The following is a 19250-nucleotide window of genomic DNA, read 5'->3' as shown; positions in this document are numbered from 1 at the left end:
AAACTTACAGCTTTAGTGATTACTTTTTGTTGATTCGTATTGATCCTCTGCTTTAGCAAGTAGCTTTATGATTTCTCTATATGTTTTGCCTTTGTTTTTATCATATCGCAATTCCACTACAGCCATATCTCTTGGTCTTCTTCCATCTCGATCTGTAGCTATAGGATTTGATCCTTTATCTAATAAGAATTTGACAATTTCTAAATGTCCATTATCTGCAGCATAATGTAGTGCTGTTCGCTTAAATTTATTGGCAGTATTTATATCAACATCCTTTTCTACTAAAAATTTTATAATTTCTAAACATCCTTTTTCTGCAGCATAATGCAATGCTTTTTCGCCAATATTTACATTATTTTGTATCAAGAGCTCGATATTTTCTAGGTCACAAGTTTCAGATGCAATCTCTAATTTAGTAATGCTATCTTTATATCTCTTTTCAGATAAGGAAATACATACGATTACAATACATACTGCTAGTGCTATTAATAAAATTAGTCTATTTTTATATATGATCGAATTTATGTTCATGTATTATATATTTATTTGGAATTAAATGACCATTTGCTTAAGTTTCACTTAAACAGCTTTGCTCACTGTTGCCTCTACTATAGTTTGATATCCTCTATTATTCAGAATATGTTCTGCCTTGCTAATTATCCATTCACCTTCAATTTCCTGACAAAATCCTGAAAGGCTGATCTTAGCTTCTGCAAATAATTCTGGATTACCAGGAACAGTTACATTTAAATTTGATGTACTACGTTTTAGTTGTTTTAACTTAGCTGCTGCTGCACTAATTGCTGATTCTGCGGTAGAGTAAAGCGTTTGCAGGGTATAACTTGGACCCTCATTTCCCACTTTCTCTTCTATAGTTTCTCCCTTTTCATAACTGTGCCATTTTGCAATAACAGATCCATATTTGTTACGCACATTAAAATTTACCTCCCAATTTATAATATCTTTAGGTGTTAATACTGTTGTACCTAACATCTTTCCAGTCGCTGATCTTGCTTCTCCCTTTGGAATAAAAATTATATATCCTCCTGCTGGTTTTACTAGTGCATCATATTTTTTGCCTAATCCTTCCAAAAAACTCATGTCGCTTTCATCTGCTTGAATGGTATGTGGTATAAATGTATTTTCAAATCTTTCAGCGACTTTACCTTCATACCCATGTTCTTGTGCTATTTCTTTAATCAAATCTTCCAAGGTAATGTCTTTCCATTCCTTTGATTTTCTTTCCTTTAATGATCCTCTTAAACTTGCAGCGTCACATTTTATTCTTAAAGTTTGTGGTGGACTTTGTATTGTAATTTGATTTGCCTTATATACCCCCATAGGTAATAAACCTGTTTCTTTATATCCTAGAAAAACCTGTAAATTACCCTTAAGTTCTAAAGCGCTAGAGTTATAACTAATATATATCTCAGCTTCGTCACTTGTAGTACCGGATCCATCAGTAACACGTAATAATATTAAACTCTTTTTTAAAACCTCTGTTACTGGGTTATTTTTTGCTACTATATCAAAGTCTGGCGTCATTCATCTAAAATATTTATGACAGATTCTTTCGATATTTTCTGAATTTTAGGAAGCTTAATTCTTAATCCAGCGGGCAAAAAGCTTGCGTATTCTGCAAGGCCTGGATTTTCAAGCAATACTTCCTCCACTGCTCCACTACTGTATCCATAATGTTTCCAGCAAATGTAATCCAACATTTCGTTTTCTTTCGTGTAATAATAAATCACTTACTGTAACTTTTTAACTTCAAAATAAACTCAACTTTTCTCGGTTTTCCATCAGGAAAAAATAATATCTGCTTTTCTTCTACATTAGTAATGACAAAATTTCCAAATACACTTCCTGAATTATCAACTAGAACGTGTGGTTCTTGAGTGTTACGTATATTTTTTAGCTGTTCTAAGCCATTACTCTGATAACGTGAATAAATCACTCCTGTTAAATCAATACATTCAATTCCTGAACCAATGTTTTGTAGCGACGTTTTTTCAATACATTCAATTGTATACCACCTTTTTTCTTTACTGTATCTTAGAACCTGTCTTGAAAGGAGTTAATTGGCTAATTTAGTAAGCATAGAAGTAATCATATTAAATAAGATATTGTTTTTTGAAGTAAGAGGAGAATGTTCGTAATCCTTGCTCATGCGTCTAAAATTGGAAAGCCAGGCAAAGGTTCGTTCTACAATCCAACGTTTAGGAATAACTTGAAATCCTGTATCAACCAATTTCTTGGTAATCGTTAGCAAACATCCAGTTTCCAACAAACATCGATTTTGTAATTTACCTTTATACCCTTGATCAGCAAAAAACCTACGTAATGTTGGAGCTTTGCATTTAGCTTGAACAAAAAGATTGGTAGCACCATCACGGTCCTGAATGCTTGCGCTGTGTACTTCTGCAGTAATTACAAGACCTAGTGTATCTACAATAATATGACGTTTTCTACCCTTTATTTTTTTACCGGCATCATATCCTCTTGATCCCCTTTTTGAGTCGTTTTCACTGATTGACTGTCAATTATACCTACTGAAGGTGTTTCATTTTTGCCAACCATTTTTCTTACCTCTTTTACTAGCATGTCATGTATTTTTTTCAATTTTCCATTATTACGCCACCTGAGAAAATAGTCATACACCGTTTTCCATGGAGGAAAATCTTTTGGTAGCATTCTCCACTGGCAACCACCCCTCATTATGTACCTTATTGCATTAATAATTGTTCTTATGTTATGTTTTCTTGGTCGTCCTATCGCTCCTTGTGCAACATAGGGCTCTAAAATTTCCCATTCCTTGTCACTTATATCACTTGGATACAACTTACCCTCCTATTTTTTGCTTACCTCATCATACTCTTTTCTTCATTACCTTTCAAGACAGGTTCTTAGATGACATCTTTTTGACTCTTAATATTAATATCAATTGTGTACCAGTGTTGAAATGACACACTCAAAAGGGGATTGTATTTACTCTGAATCAGATGATAAATTAGATGCTTGGTAAGCGTAATTTGGAGCTTCCTGTGTAATGATTATATCATGAGCATGACTTTCTCTTAACCCTGATGAAGTAATAGTGACAAATTTGCAGTTTTTTTTCATCTCTTCTATATTACGGTTGCCAGTGTAACCCATTGCAGCTTGCAACCCACCAATTAACTGACAGATCACTCCTGAAGCTGGACCTTTAAAAGGAACTCTTGCTTCTACTCCTTGTGGGACTAAATCAAGTTTTGAATCTTGAAAATAACGGCTAGCTGACCCTCGTTTCATTGCACTAATAGATCCCATTCCTCGATATTCCTTATATGCTCTACCCTTATACATGATAATCTCACCTGGGCTTTCCTCAGTGCCAGCAAAGATTGAACCTATCATCACAGTATCAGCACCAGCTGCAATAGCTTTTGCAACATCTCCCGAATATTTTATTCCACCATCAGCAATTAGTCTGACGTTTTTTGCTCTACACACCTCTGCAACATTCTTGATTGCAGAGAATTGCGGCATACCAACACCTGTAACTATTCTGGTAGTACAAATTGATCCGGGCCCTATTCCAACCTTTACTGCATCAACACCAGCATCAATTAACGCTTCAGCAGCCTCCTTTGTTGTAATATTTCCGCCGATTAATTGCGTATTCGGATACATCTTTTTTATTTCCTTAATGGTGCTGATAACGTTCTCGGAATGACCGTGAGCGGTATCTACAATAACCACATCAACTTCTTCTTCGACCAAAGCTTCACATCTTTCTATACCGTCTTTTTTACCAGTACCAATTGCAGCGGCAACTCTGAGTCGACCTTTACTGTCTTTACATGAATTTGGATATCTATTGTATTTTTCGATGTCTTTAACTGTGATTAGACCTATGCAACAAGAATTTTCATCAACAACCAAAAGCTTCTCTATTCTATTTGCATGCAACAATTTCATTGCTGAGGCGCTGTTTACTGCCTGCTCTCGAACTGTTACTAACTTATCTTTTGTCATTACCTCGGAAACTTTTATATTCATGTTCTGGTCTTCAATAAACCTCACATCTCGATTAGTTAAAATTCCCACTAACTTGCGTTGATCAACTACAGGAATGCCGGAATAATTATACTCTCTCATTAATGAAACTGCTTCTGCAACCGTTTTATCTGGGGAAATTGTAATTGGGTTATACACGATCCAGCTTTCATATTTTTTCACCCTTCTTACTTCTACAACTTGTTCATCTATTGATAAATTCTTATGTATGCAACCTATTCCACCATGTTGGGCAATAGCTATTGCAAAGCCTGATTCAGTGACAGTGTCCATTGCAGAGGATATGAGAGGGATATTTAGTTCTATATTATTTGTTAAATAAGTTTTTGTATCTGCATCACGAGGCAATACATCAGAATAGGCCGGCAAGAGAAGTACATCGTCAAACGAATAACAAGCTTCCATTTTTTTCATATGCTTTATTTAAAGCTTATACGCCAATTAATGAAATTGCAATAGAGCTTTTGCAAAATTAGCCTGGCTCCAGCTATTTTTAGATCAAAATAGGATAGAAGAGGGATGTAGCTCCTAATATATTTATCGCAAAATTACATTATTTGCTAGCAAACAGAACTGCTCAATAGTTAAGCTTTCTGGACGTTCGTCTCCACTCAGTTTAGCATTCTCAAGAATAGTTGAGACATCACTAGTTATACTTTGCAAGCTATTTCTCAGCATCTTTCTTCTTTGAGCGAACACAGCACGTGTTAGCTTTGTTAAGGTTTCTAAATTTACTGCAAATCTTGGAGTGGGTAAAGGTTTTACTGTAATTACTGAAGAATATACTTTTGGTCTTGGAAAAAATTCCTTAGGTTCAATATCAAATTCCTTTTTTATGTCGCATAGTAACTGGCTTAGCACTGATAGGGAACCATAATCCTTAGAATTAGGTTCTGCTGTAATACGCTCTGCTACCTCCTTTTGGAACATTAACGTCAAATTCGTAAAAAATTTTATATTATTTAACCACTTTAAAAATAACGCTACTGAGATATTGTAAGGCAAGTTAGCAATGACTTTGACTGGACATTCTACCAGCTCTTTTTCTACAACATTAAGTGCATCTGCTTCTATAATTCTATATTTTCCCTGATGCTCATTTAGCAATTGTTCGTGATGTTTCACTAAACTACTATCTTTTTCTATAGAAAGTAGAAACTTTGGATTATACGCCAATATTTCCCTGGTTAACGCACCATATCCAGGACCAACTTCAATAACATTAAAATCTTTCAGGCTACCAGCTAAGGCAACTATTCTTTTTGTTATCTCATTCGATAAAATAAAATTTTGCCCTAGACTCTTTTTTGGCTTCAGTAAAAATTTTCTCATATAATCTTATTATGCAGTTTTTTAAAAATTAGTTGACGAAAATTCATCAATAATTGTATATTGTCAGTGTATTTAATGCCGGCTTAGCTCAATTGGTAGAGCAACTGACTTGTAATCAGTAGGTTGTCAGTTCAAGTCCGACAGCCGGCACTCTCATTCATATAAGAAAAATTGATGTCTTTTTTAATAGTAGCAAATTGGAAAATGAATGGAACACGTTCTTCATTTGTTAACTTTATAGGCAAACTTAACAACAAGAGCAACGAAATTACCTCTAAATTAGTAATTTGCCCTCCTTTTACATCATTTCCAAGCAGTATAGAGTTGAACAATAATATTAAAATAGGAGGACAGAATTGCCATCATAAAGAGTTTGGTTCTTACACAGGTGAAATTAGTGCAGGAATGTTGAAGGAACTAGGATGTAGTTACGTAATACTTGGACATTCTGAAAGGGCTCATGAAAAAGATAGTGAAATAAAACTTAAATCGAAAACAGCAATAGAATCAGGATTACACCCAATCATCTGTGTAGGTGAAAACTCAGAAGATTATAAAAATAAAAAAACAAAAGAAGTAATAGAATATCAATGCAAAAACCGTTTGCCAACACAAGGTGAATATACCATAGCATACGAACCGATATGGGCAATAGGAACAGGAAATGTGCCAAATAATGACGCAATTGCTGAGGTGATAGAGATAATAAAATTGTGTACTGGTAAAAAACACATTATATATGGTGGCTCAGTCAGCTCAGAAAATATAGGAAACTTGCTCAGTATTCCAAATCTATTAGGAGTTTTAATTGGTAGTGCAAGCTTAGATTTTGATCACTTTTATCAAATTATACAACAAGTCGAGAAAAAACTTTCTCTTAATTAATTCTAAAGGATAAATACTCTTATTGTAATGGTAAGGGAGTTGGCAAAATGTGTCAAGGAGTTTTCTATTGGCTAAGGTTGTGACAATAAAGTTAAGCACTGCCAAAAACTATGGAAGAAGTCATTATAATTTGTATTATATCTTTATAAAATGGTTCGCATAAGTTATCTAGAAGTGCAACTAAACAAATACAAAAATCAAAGTGTTGCGGTTTTCGGCCTTGGTAAAACTGGTTTGTCCGTTATTAATGCTCTAACAAAAAGCAGTGCAAAAATATATGCATGGGATGATAATAAAGAGCAAATAGCAAATGCAAAAAAGATATATAAAGAGTGTAACTTTACTCATCCCAATGAGTATAATTGGCATGAGATAAGCACACTAATTTTGAGCCCTGGAGTGCCAATACCAACGCATTGGGTAGTAAAACTTGCAAGAAGCTTTGACTGCAAAATAAAATCAGACATTGAGCTATTTCTTGAAACTAAAACTACAAGCCAGAAGGTTGTAGGCATCACTGGAACAAATGGCAAATCAACCACCACGTCACTAATAGGGCACATATTAAAATCCACAGGGAAAAAAGTAGCTATTGGCGGGAATTTAGGTGTGCCTATTTTGGATTTAGAAAGAGATGCAGAAATTTATGTAATTGAATTCTCCTCTTTTCAATTGGAGCTAATGAATGAAATTAATGTGGATATTTCTGTATTGCTCAACATCACACCAGACCACATAGATAGACATGGAAGTATGAATAACTATATAGCAACTAAACTAAAATTGATAAACAGTAGCAAGATTGCCGTGATAGGATGTGATAACAAAATTACCGCTGATGTATTCAATAAATTCACTGGGAACAAAATTCCAATCTCAGCTTCGATGTCACCCTCTTTGTCATCCCAGTGCCTAGGCACTGGGAAACTAGAGAATCATAGCTTATCAGTAAGCGACGTGAAAATAAACCTAGTATCCAATGTAGAAAATATAGTAGCTGCACACGCTGTGTGCAAGTTACTTGGAGTAGATAGCAGCACTATTGTCAATGAAATCAAATCCTTTCCAGGGCTAAGACACAGAAATGAATTTCTTGGCAAAATACATAATGTACTTTTTATCAACGATAGCAAAGCAACCAATTCAGAATCGACCGAAAAGGCAATTTTATCTTATAAAAACATATATTGGATTGTTGGCGGAAAAAGCAAAAAAGGCGGAATAGAATCATTAAGCAAGCATTTCACCAAGATTAGAAAAGCTTTTCTTATTGGAGAATCAACTGAAGTTTTTGCAAACATTATGGAGAACAAAATAGATTATATGAAGTGCTATAATCTAGAAAACGCATTTAAACTGGCTTTTGAAGAGGCCATAAATAGCAAAGAAGAAGTAGCGATATTACTTTCTCCTGCATGTTCTTCTTTTGATCAGTGGAAAAATTTTGAAGAGCGCGGTGAAGCATTTTGCAGAATGTTTGAAAATCTCAGGTATAATTATATGTGATGTTTAGTATAATATTGTATGGAACAAAAGTTAATAGTAGATGAGCTGATTAAGGTTATTCCATTTGAAGGAATAAGTGATGCAACCTTATTGAAAGTGTGCACGAACCTTAACCTAGCCAATAGTTTTTGTAAATTTCAGAATGGAATATATAGTGCTTTGGAGTACATAGCAGAGGACTTAAATAGCTCAATGGAAACTGAACTTTGGAATTCCAATTTAGAAGATATGAAGGTAAGAGAGCGGATAAAGTTAGCTGTCCAAATACGCCTTTCAAACTATGCTAAGTTACCAAATTACAGAGAGTTTTTAAAAAACGTTTTATCATTCTCTATATTACCAAAAAATGCATACTTTTCTAGTAAACTCTTGTACAGAACTGTTAGCGCGATTTGGTATGGCATTCATGATCAATCAACAGATTTTAACTACTATACAAAAAGAGCAATATTAGCTGGAGTGTACTTAAGTACGATACTTTTTTTTATCAATGATTATTCAGAAGATTTTGCAGATACCCTGTCGTTTCTTGACAAACGTATCAACAATGTCATGACATTTCAAAAGTTTAAAACCCGTTTGAATAGAATGGTAAGAAACTTCTTATAGCCTCTTTACTTATACGAGTTACTCGTATTTATACCTAAAGCTGCCTTGATTTTTATGTTAAGATAATTGAACATCCACTAACAGTGAGCTTAACAAAGAACTTGATTGAAAGCAATACATTAGAAAGTAGTTTTGCTGGAAACTTGAAGTAGACAGAATTGATACACATAAAGCTGATCCATGTACAAAAGTATCTGTTCAGATACACGACTAATGCTGTGTGATCCATAGAGGTTATTACAATAAGAATGTAAGATCAAATAGAAATTTGGATTTGCAGTAGTTTATAGACCTTATTACAATTGCAAAGGATAAATTCTAGGGTTAAACTACGTCTGAGTTGGATAAAACTATACAAAGAGTTGGGTCATGCAGGAAAGGTATGTCAGCATTATGGTATTTCACGTTTTACCTTACGTAAATGGTACAAACGTTATGAAGAGTTAGGTGAAAAAGGATTAGTAGATCTCAGTAGTAAGCCTAAAACTTCACCTTTGCAAAAGATCAATGACTCAGATGAGCAGCTTATTCTTCATCTAAGACAAACTAGAAAGCTAGGGGCAAGGCGTATTCAAACCGAGTTAAGACGTCTATATGATTTATCCTTGTCATTGGCTACTATACACAAAATTTTCAAAAAACATGATGTAAGTCTTCTGCATGTTAAACGTCATTATCGCAAACAGGTCAAGCGTTATAACTGTAAAGTACCTGGAGAGCGTGTGCAGATGGATGTGTGCAAAATATCGTCAGGGCTTTATTCAGGAAATTGTGGACTTTAATATATCGGATTTAGTAACTTCAATAAATTGTGATATCTCTCTTACAGATTCATTCAAACTTAATTAAGTGGGAGTATTGTTAATGCGAAAAGGGTTTAATTAAAATGGTATGGCGTGTGAGGAAGACATACATCAATTGGTAGAAAGTGGATTTGATATTAACTCAAAAGATGTAAGCGGAGTCACTCTCTTGCATAAGTTTACAAAAGAAGGCGATTTAGTTGGAGTAAAATCATTATTAGAGCACGAAGCTGACTTTAATGTTGTGGACAATGAAAATAGAAATCCACTGCATTATGCTATTATGCATGGACACAAAAAAATTGCTAAACTTCTTGTTAATCAACTGACAATTAATTCTAGAGATAAAAATGGATTTACTCCACTTCACCTTGCTACACTACAAGATGACACAGAATTAATGGATTTTTTAATAACAAAAGGCGCAAAAGTTAATGAAAAAGATGCTGAGGAAGGCTATACTCCTCTTCACATAGCTTCATTATACGGTTCTAAAAAGAGCGTCCAGATTTTAATTGATAGCGGAGCAAATCTTGAATGTGAAGATAATAACTTTCGTACTCCTTTATTTTTGACCATTTATCAATGTACTACACATTATGAAAGTAGAGCAGAGATTATAGAATATCTGATAAAGAAAGGTGCAAACATAGAAGCAAAAGATGCAGAAAATAATACTACGCTTTTTCTAGCAGCATATAACAACAAAATGCAACTGGTAAAGCTTATTGTAAAGCAAGCAAAAGCTAAGTTAAAAGAGTTTATTTGCACAAAAAATAAACATGGTTTTGATGCACTGGATTGCGCTATTAAGCATAATAATAGGCAAATGGTAACATTTCTTGTTTCAAAGGGAATAGAAGCAGATGACCAAGATTGTAGCGGTAACACCAGGTTACATAAAGCTAGCTATAATGGTGATACTAAAGCAGTTAAGTTCTTATTGGAGCTTAAGGTAAACGTTAATGCCGTCACTAGATGCAACAGAACTCCTCTGCTACTTGCAGCTAAAAAAGGCCATGTAGAAATTGTAAGAATGTTGTTAGCAGTAAAAGCCAATATGAATATTTGTGATCAACAAGGTTTTACACCTCTGCATCTTACTATTCAAAAGGATTATTTTGATATAGCTCAGCTATTAATAGAAAAAGGGGCAATTAATTGTAGTAATGATTATACTGCAATAGATATGTTTATTGACAAGGCTCATAGCAAAAAAAATATTGAAGAAAATTACAAAAAATTTTGTAGGTTTTTGATGCTTTACTTGAAAGAGCTACATAGTAAACACAAAGCCTTTTGTGTACTTTCAATCCTAGCTCTAAGCTTAACAATTATAGGTTTACCATTTATTTTCAAGCCTATTATTGAATATAGAGAAAGAAGTAAAATATATAAAAAAATTAGGGCTATGCTGATTTATATTTAAGTATAACAGGAGAACTAAGCTAATATATGACAATTATCTGCTCGATAAAAATGGAATTAAATGTATCCGTTTAGCAGAGTGGCAAAATAAAATAGACAAAACCATAAAAATAAATGGTGTCATGCAATTTGAGCTTCGGCATAGATCCCACATAAATTTTTTGGTACATATTTTTTCAACATTAATTTCGTATTCCATGCAGTCGAAAAAGCCCTCTATTTCTAAGCTTTATTGACTCGGATAATCCATAACTGGGGTATATAGCATTTCTGCTTACATTGATCCTGTCTAAATTTAATCCCTATATCTTTGTTTGATGCTTGTTGTTCCATAATATTCTTCAATTCAAAGAATATTAATATTGGCATATAAGTATGAATATTATGCTAATATAATTACTTTTTAGGTATACATGGCAAATTTATGCCTGGAAACAGTTTTTCCTACACTTTCTTTATAAAAATCACAGGCGCCTGTTATTAGCTAAAGTAAAGGTCAAGTATCTGGAATTCTGGACATAAAATCCTCCTGTATAAAAAGATTAGAAAAAAAATGCAGCGCACATATGACAGACCGCTGAAAAAGATACGCTACGTTTTTTATTGAAAAGTTAACTGAAAGTCTGCAGACAAAGATAGATTTTGAGCTCTTAAAATATCTCTAATTGTCATTATAATCAGATTCAAAATATGCGGAAGTAATTTTTTTTGACAATAGATTTCTTGCATAACCAAGTGTCATTCCAGCTGGGATCCAACTAAGTTGGTAAACACTTTACAACGTTTTTTGCGCGAAAAGGCTGGATGCCAGTGTCAGCTACTTGCATGACATCGTCTTGGATGAAAATCAGTACGTGATGCACCAAAAATTGTGCATCAAAAGGGTGTCATTTGAGTAACTTTTTTGTTGTCATGCCAGTGTCAGCTACTTGCATGACACCTATTTGTTCCTATGATAGTCTTATCTGTCTATCTTATTTTGCTACTCTGCTGAACAGATACGTTTTTTTTACCTTTTTTATTCTGTAAATTTTTTAGTATTTGTATGTTTAACATAAGAACTACACAAGACTAAAAATGGTGAATCAGCATTACCTTAAAGAGAGTACCCATATTTTCAGTTAACCTTAAAAATTCACTGAAGATCTTATTCTTCTGTTCATTACTTGCATTTTTCATTAAAGCTTGTGCTCTTTCCTTTATACCAAAAAGGTGTAAAAATTCTCTTTGAGTCAAAATCTCACAATTTACGTGCCTTAATGAATCTTTTAATGATTGAAAGTTCACAAGTGCAGTGATGTCACTATTACCGACGTTTTCAAGAAAATTAGTATATTTATGCTGCCTTATCGATTGCAAAGTGCTCTTATATTCAGGATATACATAACCATAATCTATAATCAGGGCAGCTCCTCCGTTATTGACTATCTTATTCTCAAGTTTCTTTAATATTTCGATTCCGGCTAGGCATACTTCCACTACTGCACCATTGAAACCCCCTGTCATTCCAGTCTGGAATCCAGTTTTTGGTCTGGTTAAGCACTGGAGTGACAATGAAAGACTGCCATCATCTTGTTTTATTACTCTATTTTCATACCACTGCTCATCACGATAAATAAATTGGTCAATTGGAAGGGCGTCAAATAACTCATTTGCAAAAAAAATAGTTGGCTGATTTGGTAAGTTGTTGACATTTGTGTGCCAGTTAATATCTAATCCCTTTAATTTCCCCTTTTGTGTTTTCTGTAAAAGAGGACTTATTTCAATTAGGTGAATGTTCATTGAGCTAAAAAAACAGCTGTATTTTTTAGTAACTCTTATTATATCGTGAACGAGTGTTCCTTTACCTGGTCCAAGTTCAACTAGAGAAAATTTTGATGGCTTTCCTAATTTTTCCCATGTATTCATTATCCACACTGCAATTGTTTCACCAAATAGCTGACTAATTTCAGGTGCAGTAATGAAGTCACCATCTTTGCCAAGTGGTAATTTATTCATGTAATAGCCGTACTCTTTATGATATAGAGCAGCATTCATAAAATTACTGATGGATATTGATCCTTGGCTTTTATCAATTAATTCGTGTATATAAGTAAGCATATTATTAATAAATGTTTAACTATAGCGTGCCATACTATAAAATAGTGGAGTATTTATATATATAATATAAGTTTAAAGGCGATAGTGCTTTGGTTATGAATAGTCAAGATACGGATTATGTTACCCTTATACCTCAAGATGATGGTGTTGAATATAAATTTGAAGAAGTTGTCAATTTTGTAGAAAATAAGGTTGTAGGTGCTGATGGATTAACTTTAGCGGAGGTATTTCAAGCATTGGTTCAAATGTTGAATGGTGATCTAGAGTTAGTAAAAAAAGTGTTAGCATATACTAATATTATGGTAAAGCATGGAATGAGGGTAGCAAAAGAGTCACAGCTAAGCAGAGCCGATGTTCGTCGAGCTTTAGAAGGCAAAGAAAGTGTGTTTAATAGGCAAGATTTTATCAAAAAACCACCTCTTGTATCTTCTATAAAATCGGTTAAAAAGAAAAGTAGAGGTCTTTAAATGGCTGAGTCTATAAAAAAATTTACTGTACAGTGTGATTTCAAAGGACAGAATGCACCTTTTGCAGTATATATAGGAAATCCAAAGGGTGATACTCATCCAATTCACCATCAAGATTCATGGCTTGCAAAGGAGCGTGGAGGAAACATTCCTAATAAAGTTAAAGAAAGTTTGCAAAAATTATACAAGCTGTCTCAAGAAAACGGGATCTCTTTTCCAGAATTATGCGCATATGCCATTACTATAGTTAGTAATAATGATAAAAAAAGTGACGGTAAGTAGTTAGATTCTCAATATTTCATTTATAGAAGTTTTTGATCTCGTCTTCTCGTCCACTTTTTTTACTATAACTGCACAATAGGTTGAGACATTATTTCTAGATCGAGTAGATCCTGGCACGACTACAGAATAAGGTGGCACTTCACCGTAAAATACTTTGTTCGTTTCCCTATCAATGATTTTTGTTGATGCTCCAATAAACACCCCCATACTAAGGACTGATCCTTCTCTTATTATAACACCTTCGGCTACCTCACTGCGCGCTCCAATAAAGCAATTATCCTCTATAATGACTGGAGAAGCTTGAATAGGCTCGAGAACTCCGCCTATTCCCACTCCACCGGAAATATGACAGTTTTTTCCTATTTGTGCACAACTACCAACTGTTGACCAAGTGTCTATCATTGTGCCAGAATCAATGTATGCACCAACGTTGATAAAGCTTGGCATTAGAACAACATTTTTACCTATGTAAGCAGATTGGCGGACAAAACATCCAGGGACTGCTCTAATTTTTGACTGGTAAAATTTTTCCTCATTCCATTCACTAAACTTGCTACCAATTTTGTCAAACCAGCAATTGGTATTGTCTATTATTTTGCTTTCCTCAGTGAGAAAATGTAATAATATTGACTGCTTTATCCACTTATGTACTATCCATTCTCCACTTGATAGCTTTTCTGCTACTCTAATTTTACCACTGTCAAGTAACTCAATTACCTCTTTGATTATTAATCTTGCTTCGTGTTTTAGATTATAGTCGTTAAGTTTTTCTTTATCTTTCCAAATATTTTCTATCTCATCTTGTAATTTTTTAGTTGCAAATTTTTCATTTATTATATACATATTGATATCAAATTTATATTATTTTATACGTAAGCACTATGAAAATACAATGTCATAATTGTACTAAAACTTACTTAGTATCTCGTGGGCAAATAGGTGAATCTGGAAGAAAAGTGAAATGTACAAACTGCAATCACATGTGGCATGAGTATCTAAAAGAAATGTCAAGTGAATTGTGCCCTGCTGGTATACAAGAAAAAAAAGCTAGCTGGAGGCAAAGTTTAACTCTAGCTTTTGCAACAGTTGCAGGGTTATGCGTTATAATTGTTGGTGGTATCTTTCCAGGAGAGGTAAGTAAGATATATAAAGCAGTTAGTTCATATAAAGATTCAATAAGCCATAAATTAGGATACAAAAAAGTGCAAACGGAAAATTCAAGTGCGAGAGAACTTGTTGTAAATGAGTTTTATCAAGATTACCTTTTTCTATCTAATTTTAGATCTAATTAAATAGGCATAAGTCATCAATGTTATGCAAATAACTACACTTATTCCTTTATGATAGTGTCATTCCAATTTCAGCTACTTTCATGACGCCCTATGATTGTTATTACATCGTTTACTATAGATTTGTTTCAGAAGCTTACATCCAGAAAACTTGTATAGATTTTTTCTACTTCTGTGATATTATAAGCCTGTGATGATAAAATAAGTGGATATGGATAAGTCAGCGTATGAAATCATAGAGCATGAGTATGATGTGGTGATAGTAGGTGCAGGTGGAGCAGGGCTTAGAGCAACACTTGGAATGGCTGCAACTAATTTTTCAGTTGCCTGCATTTCTAAAATTTTCCCTACACGAAGTCATACAGTTGCAGCGCAAGGAGGAATTAGTGCAGCTTTGAGTAATATTGCTGAAGATGACTGGCGCTGGCATGCATATGATACAATAAAAGGTTCAGACTGGCTTGGCGATCAAGATGCAATAGAGTATATGTGTAAAAATGCTGCCAAAGCTGTGATTGAACTTGAAAATTTTGGTGTACCCTTTTCTCGTACGGAAGATGGAAAAATATATCAGCGTGCCTTTGGTGGAATGACAACTCACTTTGGTAAAGGAAAATCGGCTCAGCGTACTTGTGCAGCAGCAGATAAAACTGGGCATGCAATTCTTCATACTCTATATCAGCAATGTCTTAAATTTAACGCTGAATTTTTTGTCGAATATTTTGTAATCGATTTGATTATGGACAAAGGGACATGCTGTGGGGTGATAGCTTGGTCGCTGTGTGATGGTACGTTGCATAGATTTCGTGCACATTCTGTGGTAATAGCAACAGGTGGTTATGGACGTGTTTATTTTTCTGCAACAAGTGCACACACCTGCACAGGTGATGGTAATGGCATGGTGGTGAGAGCTGGGTTGCCACTTGAAGATATGGAATTTGTGCAATTTCATCCAACAGGAATATATGGCTCAGGGTGCTTGATGACGGAAGGATGCCGCGGTGAAGGTGGGTACCTCGTTAATTCTCAGGGTGAGAAGTTTATGGAACGTTATGCGCCAAAGGCAAAAGATTTGGCTTCTCGTGATGTAGTAAGTCGAGCAATGACAATTGAAATTAGAGAGGGAAGGGGAGTTGGGCCAAAGAAAGATCACATGTACTTGAATATATCGCATCTTGATCCGGAAGTGATCAAACTCAGATTGCCAGGTATTAGTGAAACAGCAAAAACCTTTGCAGGAGTTGATGTTACTAAAGATCCGATACCTGTTATTCCAACTGTTCACTACAACATGGGCGGTATTCCAACCAACTATCATGGAGAAGTGATAACACTGAAGGAAGGTAAGGAAGAAGTAGTGGATGGATTGTTTGCAATTGGAGAGGCAGCATGTGTTTCTGTACATGGTGCAAATCGACTTGGCTCTAACTCGCTTCTTGATCTTGTGGTTTTTGGTAGAGCTGCCGCGCTTAGGGCAAAAGAAAAATTGAAACCTGATACACCACATAAAAAATTGCATTCAGACTGCACAGACTTGATAGTAGATAGATTTAATAAAATGCGATTTGCTTCTGGAGAGTTCAAAGTAGCAAAAATACGAAGTGAAATGCAGCACACTATGCAGAAATATGCATCGGTATTCCGTGTTGCTGAAGTTTTAGAGGAAGGTAAAAAAGCTATAAAAGAAGTAGCAAAAATGATGCCTAACATTGCAGTTGAAGATCGCAGTATGATATGGAATAGTGATTTGGTTGAAGCGCTGGAGCTTGCCAATATGATTCCACAAGCAGTTATTACCATGGAATGCGCAGCTAATCGCGAGGAAAGCAGGGGTGCTCATGCTCGTGAAGATTTCCCTGAACGTGATGATAAAAACTGGATGAAGCATACTATAGCATGGCTTAAAGAAGAGAAAAGCCAAGTTAGTGTAGAAATTGACTATAAAAAAGTTGCTGAAAAAACTCTGAGCGATGAGATTGATTTCATCGCTCCGGAAAAGAGAATTTATTAGTCAACCCATCTGGTTTATTTATAAATTGACGTAGTATTGATACATAGCTCATTTGAGTAGCTGGGCTTTCTGTATGCTCCGATTGATTTGACGATCTTTGTACTTCTTGCTCTGCTGAGTTGTTAGCTAAATTTTGTTGTTCAGTAATATTTTCAGGTTGTTTTGCAGCTAGGTGATCATCTTTACGGCTTTGCTTATCGTTGGTTAATTCCTTAACAGACTTCCTAATGTCGCTAAGTCCCAAAGTGAATATCAGACACACCACTCCTGTTATAGCTATGATGGGTAACGCTGCTCCAATTGCAATTTGTCCTTGGAAGCAAGAAAGTGTTACCATTGTAATAATAGTAGTTGCTACTGTGATTGCTAACAATACACTAGCTCTCCTGCCCGGATCAATGCATTTCCATGCAGCTTTTAGGCCATCTCCTGTTTTGTGTAGAATATGCTGACATTTTTTTGAAAAAGTTCTAACGTTATATTTTTTTTCAAGTTTTTTCCTTAGTTCTTTAGCTTTTACCTTTCCTTCTTGTGGAGTTTTTGAGTAATTTTCTAAATTACGTAAAGTGCAATAATATTTTTCAGTATGAAATTCTCGATCTTTTAGTTTCAGAGAACGGGAATCAGCACCTATTTCTAGCAGCTTTGCACAAAACTTTGTTGTATTGTCGTACTTTTTCCCTAGATCAAAAATTGTTTTCATTTGCGAAAGGTGGTTGCCTTTTTCTGCTTTTTTTGTTAATGATACTTGTAGCGGTGTTCTTCCTTCTTCGTTAATGGCCTTTATGGCCTTACCTAACTGATCTTCAGATATTTCTTTTTCTTTTACTAAACTGGAAATCAACTCCAAGCATGCAACCTTTTGTTCTCCTTTTAGCGAAGCAATATAGTGCAAAGCATTATTACCCTCTTTGTCTTGAGCAGTAATGTCTGCACTATTTTGGAGAAATAACTCTAAGGCTTTATATCTATTTGTTTTTTCAAATTTTTTATCTGTACATGATCGATCCTCATTTTTTTCTTTTATATGCTGGAATAAATAATAAAGAGGTGTTTGTTTTGCTGTATTTTCAGCATTTATAGCTTTTTTAAACTGTGCTTTAAGATACTCTTTTTCTTCCTCCTTACTTACATTTAATATTATATTTGAAAATTCAAACTTTCGTTTTTGCTTTAATTCTAAAACTATTAGATGTAAAGCATTATTACCATCTGTATCTTTCAGGCTAATATCTGCTCCTTTTTGCAATAACTCCTTAAAGGATTTCTCATCTTTATTTTTAATTGCTAAATGTAATTGATAATTATCATTACTATCTGGAGTATTTATGGTATGGGCTATAACTTCTTCAACTTTTGTTTTTATTTCTGGTTTTCGCTCAGCCAATTTTTCTAAAAATTTAAGATAGTATTCATTTTGCTTTTTAGATAATTTTTCTAAATCCTCTGTAGGTAAGCTTAGCTTGGCTCCATACTTTAACAATTTTGCAAGAAACTTAAGTGTATTATCGCTACTTCTAACTGTATTAGACTCATGTTTCCCTTTTGTTATCTTGTTAATTAGTGCTACCTGAAAAGGAGTCTTTCCTTCTTGATTTTCACTATCAACAAGTTGTACTAAATTTTTCTCGTTAGCTATTTTTATCAAGGTATCTAGAAACTTAAGCTTTTGTTTCTTTTTGAGCGATGCAATAAGGTGTAAAATATTATTTCCTTTTTCATCTGTTATGCCACTGACATTTGTGCAATCTTTTAGGTATTTTCTAAATTTCCTGTTGTTTCCATTTTGGATTGCATTTAGTAATTGAACGTCATTATCAGAATCCGATATTCCGTTTATTCCATCTTCAAAATCGCTATCAGAATCTGATATTCCGTTTATTTCATCTTCAAAATCGCTACCGTAGCCACTGTCTTGTTCGCTGTTAAAACAACTTTTAGTGACTTCAGAAATTACTTGTTTTTTTGTTTCATTTGATATTCTTTTCGATCGTTCTATTACTTCACCTAGCACTGGAAGGAAACATTGGACATAATATCTGTGATATTTTTCCTGTTCTCTAAGCGATTCTTCTAATTTAGTTAATACTTCAGGACTAGCGCCTTCCTTAAATAACCTTTTACATTCCTTGAGTGTTCCATCTCGACTTCCTGGTTTTTTATGCTGATGTTTTTCTTTTTTTACCTTTCTCTCTATAATATTATACAATTGCTTGTCTTTTTTATCTTGTTTTTCATTTTTGTTTATATGTTTATCTAGTTTGTTTGCATTAGTAACTGATACACTTAGATCTATACTCATATTAAAACCTCAATATTAAAAGCTATTTGGCGTTAACGAATTGTATTAAACTTTTAAATTGAGCTAGATGTTATCGAAATATAGGTGAAAAGGCAGAAAACTAGTTTCTATTAGAAAATCTATTGTCATAGTCAAATCCCCACTTTAGCACTTGTCTACTATTTTAACTATTTT

At 34.2% G+C, this 19250-nt stretch carries 19 protein-coding genes, 1 tRNA gene and 1 pseudogene; 11 read left to right on the top strand and 10 right to left on the bottom strand.

Annotated features, from left to right (window positions below):
- Positions 1-12: 12 nt before the first annotated feature.
- From ABWU56_RS05250 to rsmA, 7 genes are all read right to left on the bottom strand, one after another.
- Positions 13-531, bottom strand: a complete 519-nt coding sequence (locus ABWU56_RS05250) for an ankyrin repeat domain-containing protein (RefSeq protein ID WP_262986489.1) — start codon at positions 529-531, stop codon at positions 13-15.
- Between the two features lie 48 nt (positions 532-579).
- Entirely contained in the window at positions 580-1545 is a 966-nt protein-coding gene (locus ABWU56_RS05245) for a phage late control D family protein (RefSeq protein ID WP_264377099.1), read from the bottom strand.
- Positions 1542-1721, bottom strand: coding sequence for a tail protein X (locus tag ABWU56_RS05240; protein ID WP_214303299.1), 180 nt, complete (start codon positions 1719-1721; stop codon positions 1542-1544). Before ABWU56_RS05240 ends, ABWU56_RS05245 begins: the two co-directional genes overlap by 4 nt.
- A gap of 26 nt (positions 1722-1747) precedes the next feature.
- Positions 1748-2017: a phage tail protein gene (locus tag ABWU56_RS05235; RefSeq protein ID WP_353281966.1), complete on the bottom strand. Its 270-nt coding sequence runs from the start codon at positions 2015-2017 to the stop codon at positions 1748-1750.
- A gap of 60 nt (positions 2018-2077) precedes the next feature.
- Positions 2078-2841 (bottom strand): IS5 family transposase gene (locus tag ABWU56_RS05230; RefSeq protein WP_353281091.1). Its coding sequence is split into 2 segments (ribosomal slippage): positions 2078-2487 and positions 2487-2841, totalling 765 coding nucleotides; the frame shifts between segments, so codons are not numbered across the junction.
- A 147-nt stretch (positions 2842-2988) separates the two neighbouring features.
- Positions 2989-4476, bottom strand: a complete 1488-nt coding sequence (gene guaB, locus ABWU56_RS05225) for an IMP dehydrogenase (protein WP_264682642.1) — start codon at positions 4474-4476, stop codon at positions 2989-2991.
- 123 nt (positions 4477-4599) lie between these two features.
- A complete protein-coding gene (gene rsmA, locus ABWU56_RS05220) occupies positions 4600-5394 on the bottom strand; it encodes a 16S rRNA (adenine(1518)-N(6)/adenine(1519)-N(6))-dimethyltransferase RsmA (RefSeq protein ID WP_264374959.1) in 795 nt (264 codons plus the stop codon).
- A gap of 77 nt (positions 5395-5471) precedes the next feature.
- Here rsmA and ABWU56_RS05215 point away from each other — a divergent pair.
- The 7 genes and pseudogenes from ABWU56_RS05215 to ABWU56_RS07500 form a co-directional block, all read left to right on the top strand.
- Positions 5472-5544 (top strand) — tRNA-Thr (locus ABWU56_RS05215).
- A 24-nt stretch (positions 5545-5568) separates the two neighbouring features.
- Entirely contained in the window at positions 5569-6279 is a 711-nt protein-coding gene (locus tag ABWU56_RS05210; protein WP_264337631.1) for a triosephosphate isomerase, read from the top strand.
- Positions 6280-6429: 150 nt separating this feature from the next.
- Positions 6430-7785, top strand: a complete 1356-nt coding sequence (murD, locus tag ABWU56_RS05205; protein WP_353281231.1) for a UDP-N-acetylmuramoyl-L-alanine--D-glutamate ligase — start codon at positions 6430-6432, stop codon at positions 7783-7785.
- 18 nt (positions 7786-7803) lie between these two features.
- Entirely contained in the window at positions 7804-8394 is a 591-nt protein-coding gene (locus tag ABWU56_RS05200; protein WP_264374961.1) for a COQ9 family protein, read from the top strand.
- A 302-nt stretch (positions 8395-8696) separates the two neighbouring features.
- Positions 8697-9176 (top strand): helix-turn-helix domain-containing protein, encoded by a 480-nt coding sequence (locus ABWU56_RS05195; RefSeq protein ID WP_265042118.1) that lies wholly within the window; start codon positions 8697-8699, stop codon positions 9174-9176.
- Between the two features lie 109 nt (positions 9177-9285).
- Entirely contained in the window at positions 9286-10626 is a 1341-nt protein-coding gene (locus ABWU56_RS05190; protein WP_353281229.1) for an ankyrin repeat domain-containing protein, read from the top strand.
- A 136-nt stretch (positions 10627-10762) separates the two neighbouring features.
- A pseudogene (locus tag ABWU56_RS07500) lies at positions 10763-10861 on the top strand (IS982 family transposase); the annotation flags it as partial.
- An 835-nt stretch (positions 10862-11696) separates the two neighbouring features.
- Here the strand turns inward: ABWU56_RS07500 and ABWU56_RS05185 are convergent.
- The gene (locus tag ABWU56_RS05185) at positions 11697-12725 is read right to left on the bottom strand and encodes a class I SAM-dependent methyltransferase (RefSeq protein ID WP_353281228.1); all 1029 of its coding nucleotides are present in this window, start codon (positions 12723-12725) and stop codon (positions 11697-11699) included.
- Between the two features lie 95 nt (positions 12726-12820).
- Here ABWU56_RS05185 and ABWU56_RS05180 point away from each other — a divergent pair, with 95 nt between their 5' ends.
- Entirely contained in the window at positions 12821-13192 is a 372-nt protein-coding gene (locus tag ABWU56_RS05180; RefSeq protein WP_353281226.1) for a hypothetical protein, read from the top strand.
- Complete coding sequence (locus ABWU56_RS05175; RefSeq protein ID WP_007302102.1) at positions 13193-13474, top strand: DUF2610 domain-containing protein; 282 nt, start codon at positions 13193-13195, stop codon at positions 13472-13474.
- Here ABWU56_RS05175 and dapD read toward each other — a convergent pair whose 3' ends face one another.
- Positions 13475-14317: a 2,3,4,5-tetrahydropyridine-2,6-dicarboxylate N-succinyltransferase gene (gene dapD / locus ABWU56_RS05170; RefSeq protein ID WP_353281224.1), complete on the bottom strand. Its 843-nt coding sequence runs from the start codon at positions 14315-14317 to the stop codon at positions 13475-13477.
- Positions 14318-14355: 38 nt separating this feature from the next.
- Here dapD and ABWU56_RS05165 point away from each other — a divergent pair, with 38 nt between their 5' ends.
- On the top strand, positions 14356-14766 hold the full coding sequence (locus tag ABWU56_RS05165) for a zinc-ribbon domain-containing protein (protein ID WP_264374967.1): 411 nt from the start codon (positions 14356-14358) through the stop codon (positions 14764-14766).
- A 208-nt stretch (positions 14767-14974) separates the two neighbouring features.
- Positions 14975-16774, top strand: coding sequence for a succinate dehydrogenase flavoprotein subunit (gene sdhA / locus ABWU56_RS05160; protein WP_353281222.1), 1800 nt, complete (start codon positions 14975-14977; stop codon positions 16772-16774).
- Here sdhA and ABWU56_RS05155 read toward each other — a convergent pair.
- Positions 16746-19076, bottom strand: coding sequence for an ankyrin repeat domain-containing protein (locus ABWU56_RS05155; protein WP_353281220.1), 2331 nt, complete (start codon positions 19074-19076; stop codon positions 16746-16748). The two genes, sdhA and ABWU56_RS05155, sit on opposite strands and share 29 nt — an antisense overlap.
- Positions 19077-19250: the final 174 nt, after the last annotated feature.

Source organism: Wolbachia endosymbiont (group B) of Horisme vitalbata (assembly GCF_964028625.1).
Taxonomy (GTDB): domain Bacteria; phylum Pseudomonadota; class Alphaproteobacteria; order Rickettsiales; family Anaplasmataceae; genus Wolbachia.
This window is presented reverse-complemented; position numbering and strand designations above follow the sequence as displayed.

What these genes read in the sequence shown, in the direction of transcription:
- ABWU56_RS05250 (WP_262986489.1), bottom strand. Translation starts at nt 531, where the DNA reads ATGAACATAAATTCGATCATATATAAAAATAGACTAATTTTATTAATA.
- ABWU56_RS05245 (WP_264377099.1), bottom strand. Translation starts at nt 1,545, where the DNA reads ATGACGCCAGACTTTGATATAGTAGCAAAAAATAACCCAGTAACAGAG.
- ABWU56_RS05240 (WP_214303299.1), bottom strand. Translation starts at nt 1,721, where the DNA reads ATGTTGGATTACATTTGCTGGAAACATTATGGATACAGTAGTGGAGCA.
- guaB (WP_264682642.1), bottom strand. Translation starts at nt 4,476, where the DNA reads ATGAAAAAAATGGAAGCTTGTTATTCGTTTGACGATGTACTTCTCTTG.
- rsmA (WP_264374959.1), bottom strand. Translation starts at nt 5,394, where the DNA reads ATGAGAAAATTTTTACTGAAGCCAAAAAAGAGTCTAGGGCAAAATTTT.
- ABWU56_RS05210 (WP_264337631.1), top strand. Translation starts at nt 5,569, where the DNA reads ATGTCTTTTTTAATAGTAGCAAATTGGAAAATGAATGGAACACGTTCT.
- murD (WP_353281231.1), top strand. Translation starts at nt 6,430, where the DNA reads ATGGTTCGCATAAGTTATCTAGAAGTGCAACTAAACAAATACAAAAAT.
- ABWU56_RS05200 (WP_264374961.1), top strand. Translation starts at nt 7,804, where the DNA reads ATGGAACAAAAGTTAATAGTAGATGAGCTGATTAAGGTTATTCCATTT.
- ABWU56_RS05190 (WP_353281229.1), top strand. Translation starts at nt 9,286, where the DNA reads ATGGCGTGTGAGGAAGACATACATCAATTGGTAGAAAGTGGATTTGAT.
- ABWU56_RS05185 (WP_353281228.1), bottom strand. Translation starts at nt 12,725, where the DNA reads ATGCTTACTTATATACACGAATTAATTGATAAAAGCCAAGGATCAATA.
- ABWU56_RS05180 (WP_353281226.1), top strand. Translation starts at nt 12,821, where the DNA reads ATGAATAGTCAAGATACGGATTATGTTACCCTTATACCTCAAGATGAT.
- ABWU56_RS05175 (WP_007302102.1), top strand. Translation starts at nt 13,193, where the DNA reads ATGGCTGAGTCTATAAAAAAATTTACTGTACAGTGTGATTTCAAAGGA.
- dapD (WP_353281224.1), bottom strand. Translation starts at nt 14,317, where the DNA reads ATGTATATAATAAATGAAAAATTTGCAACTAAAAAATTACAAGATGAG.
- ABWU56_RS05165 (WP_264374967.1), top strand. Translation starts at nt 14,356, where the DNA reads ATGAAAATACAATGTCATAATTGTACTAAAACTTACTTAGTATCTCGT.
- sdhA (WP_353281222.1), top strand. Translation starts at nt 14,975, where the DNA reads ATGGATAAGTCAGCGTATGAAATCATAGAGCATGAGTATGATGTGGTG.
- ABWU56_RS05155 (WP_353281220.1), bottom strand. Translation starts at nt 19,076, where the DNA reads ATGAGTATAGATCTAAGTGTATCAGTTACTAATGCAAACAAACTAGAT.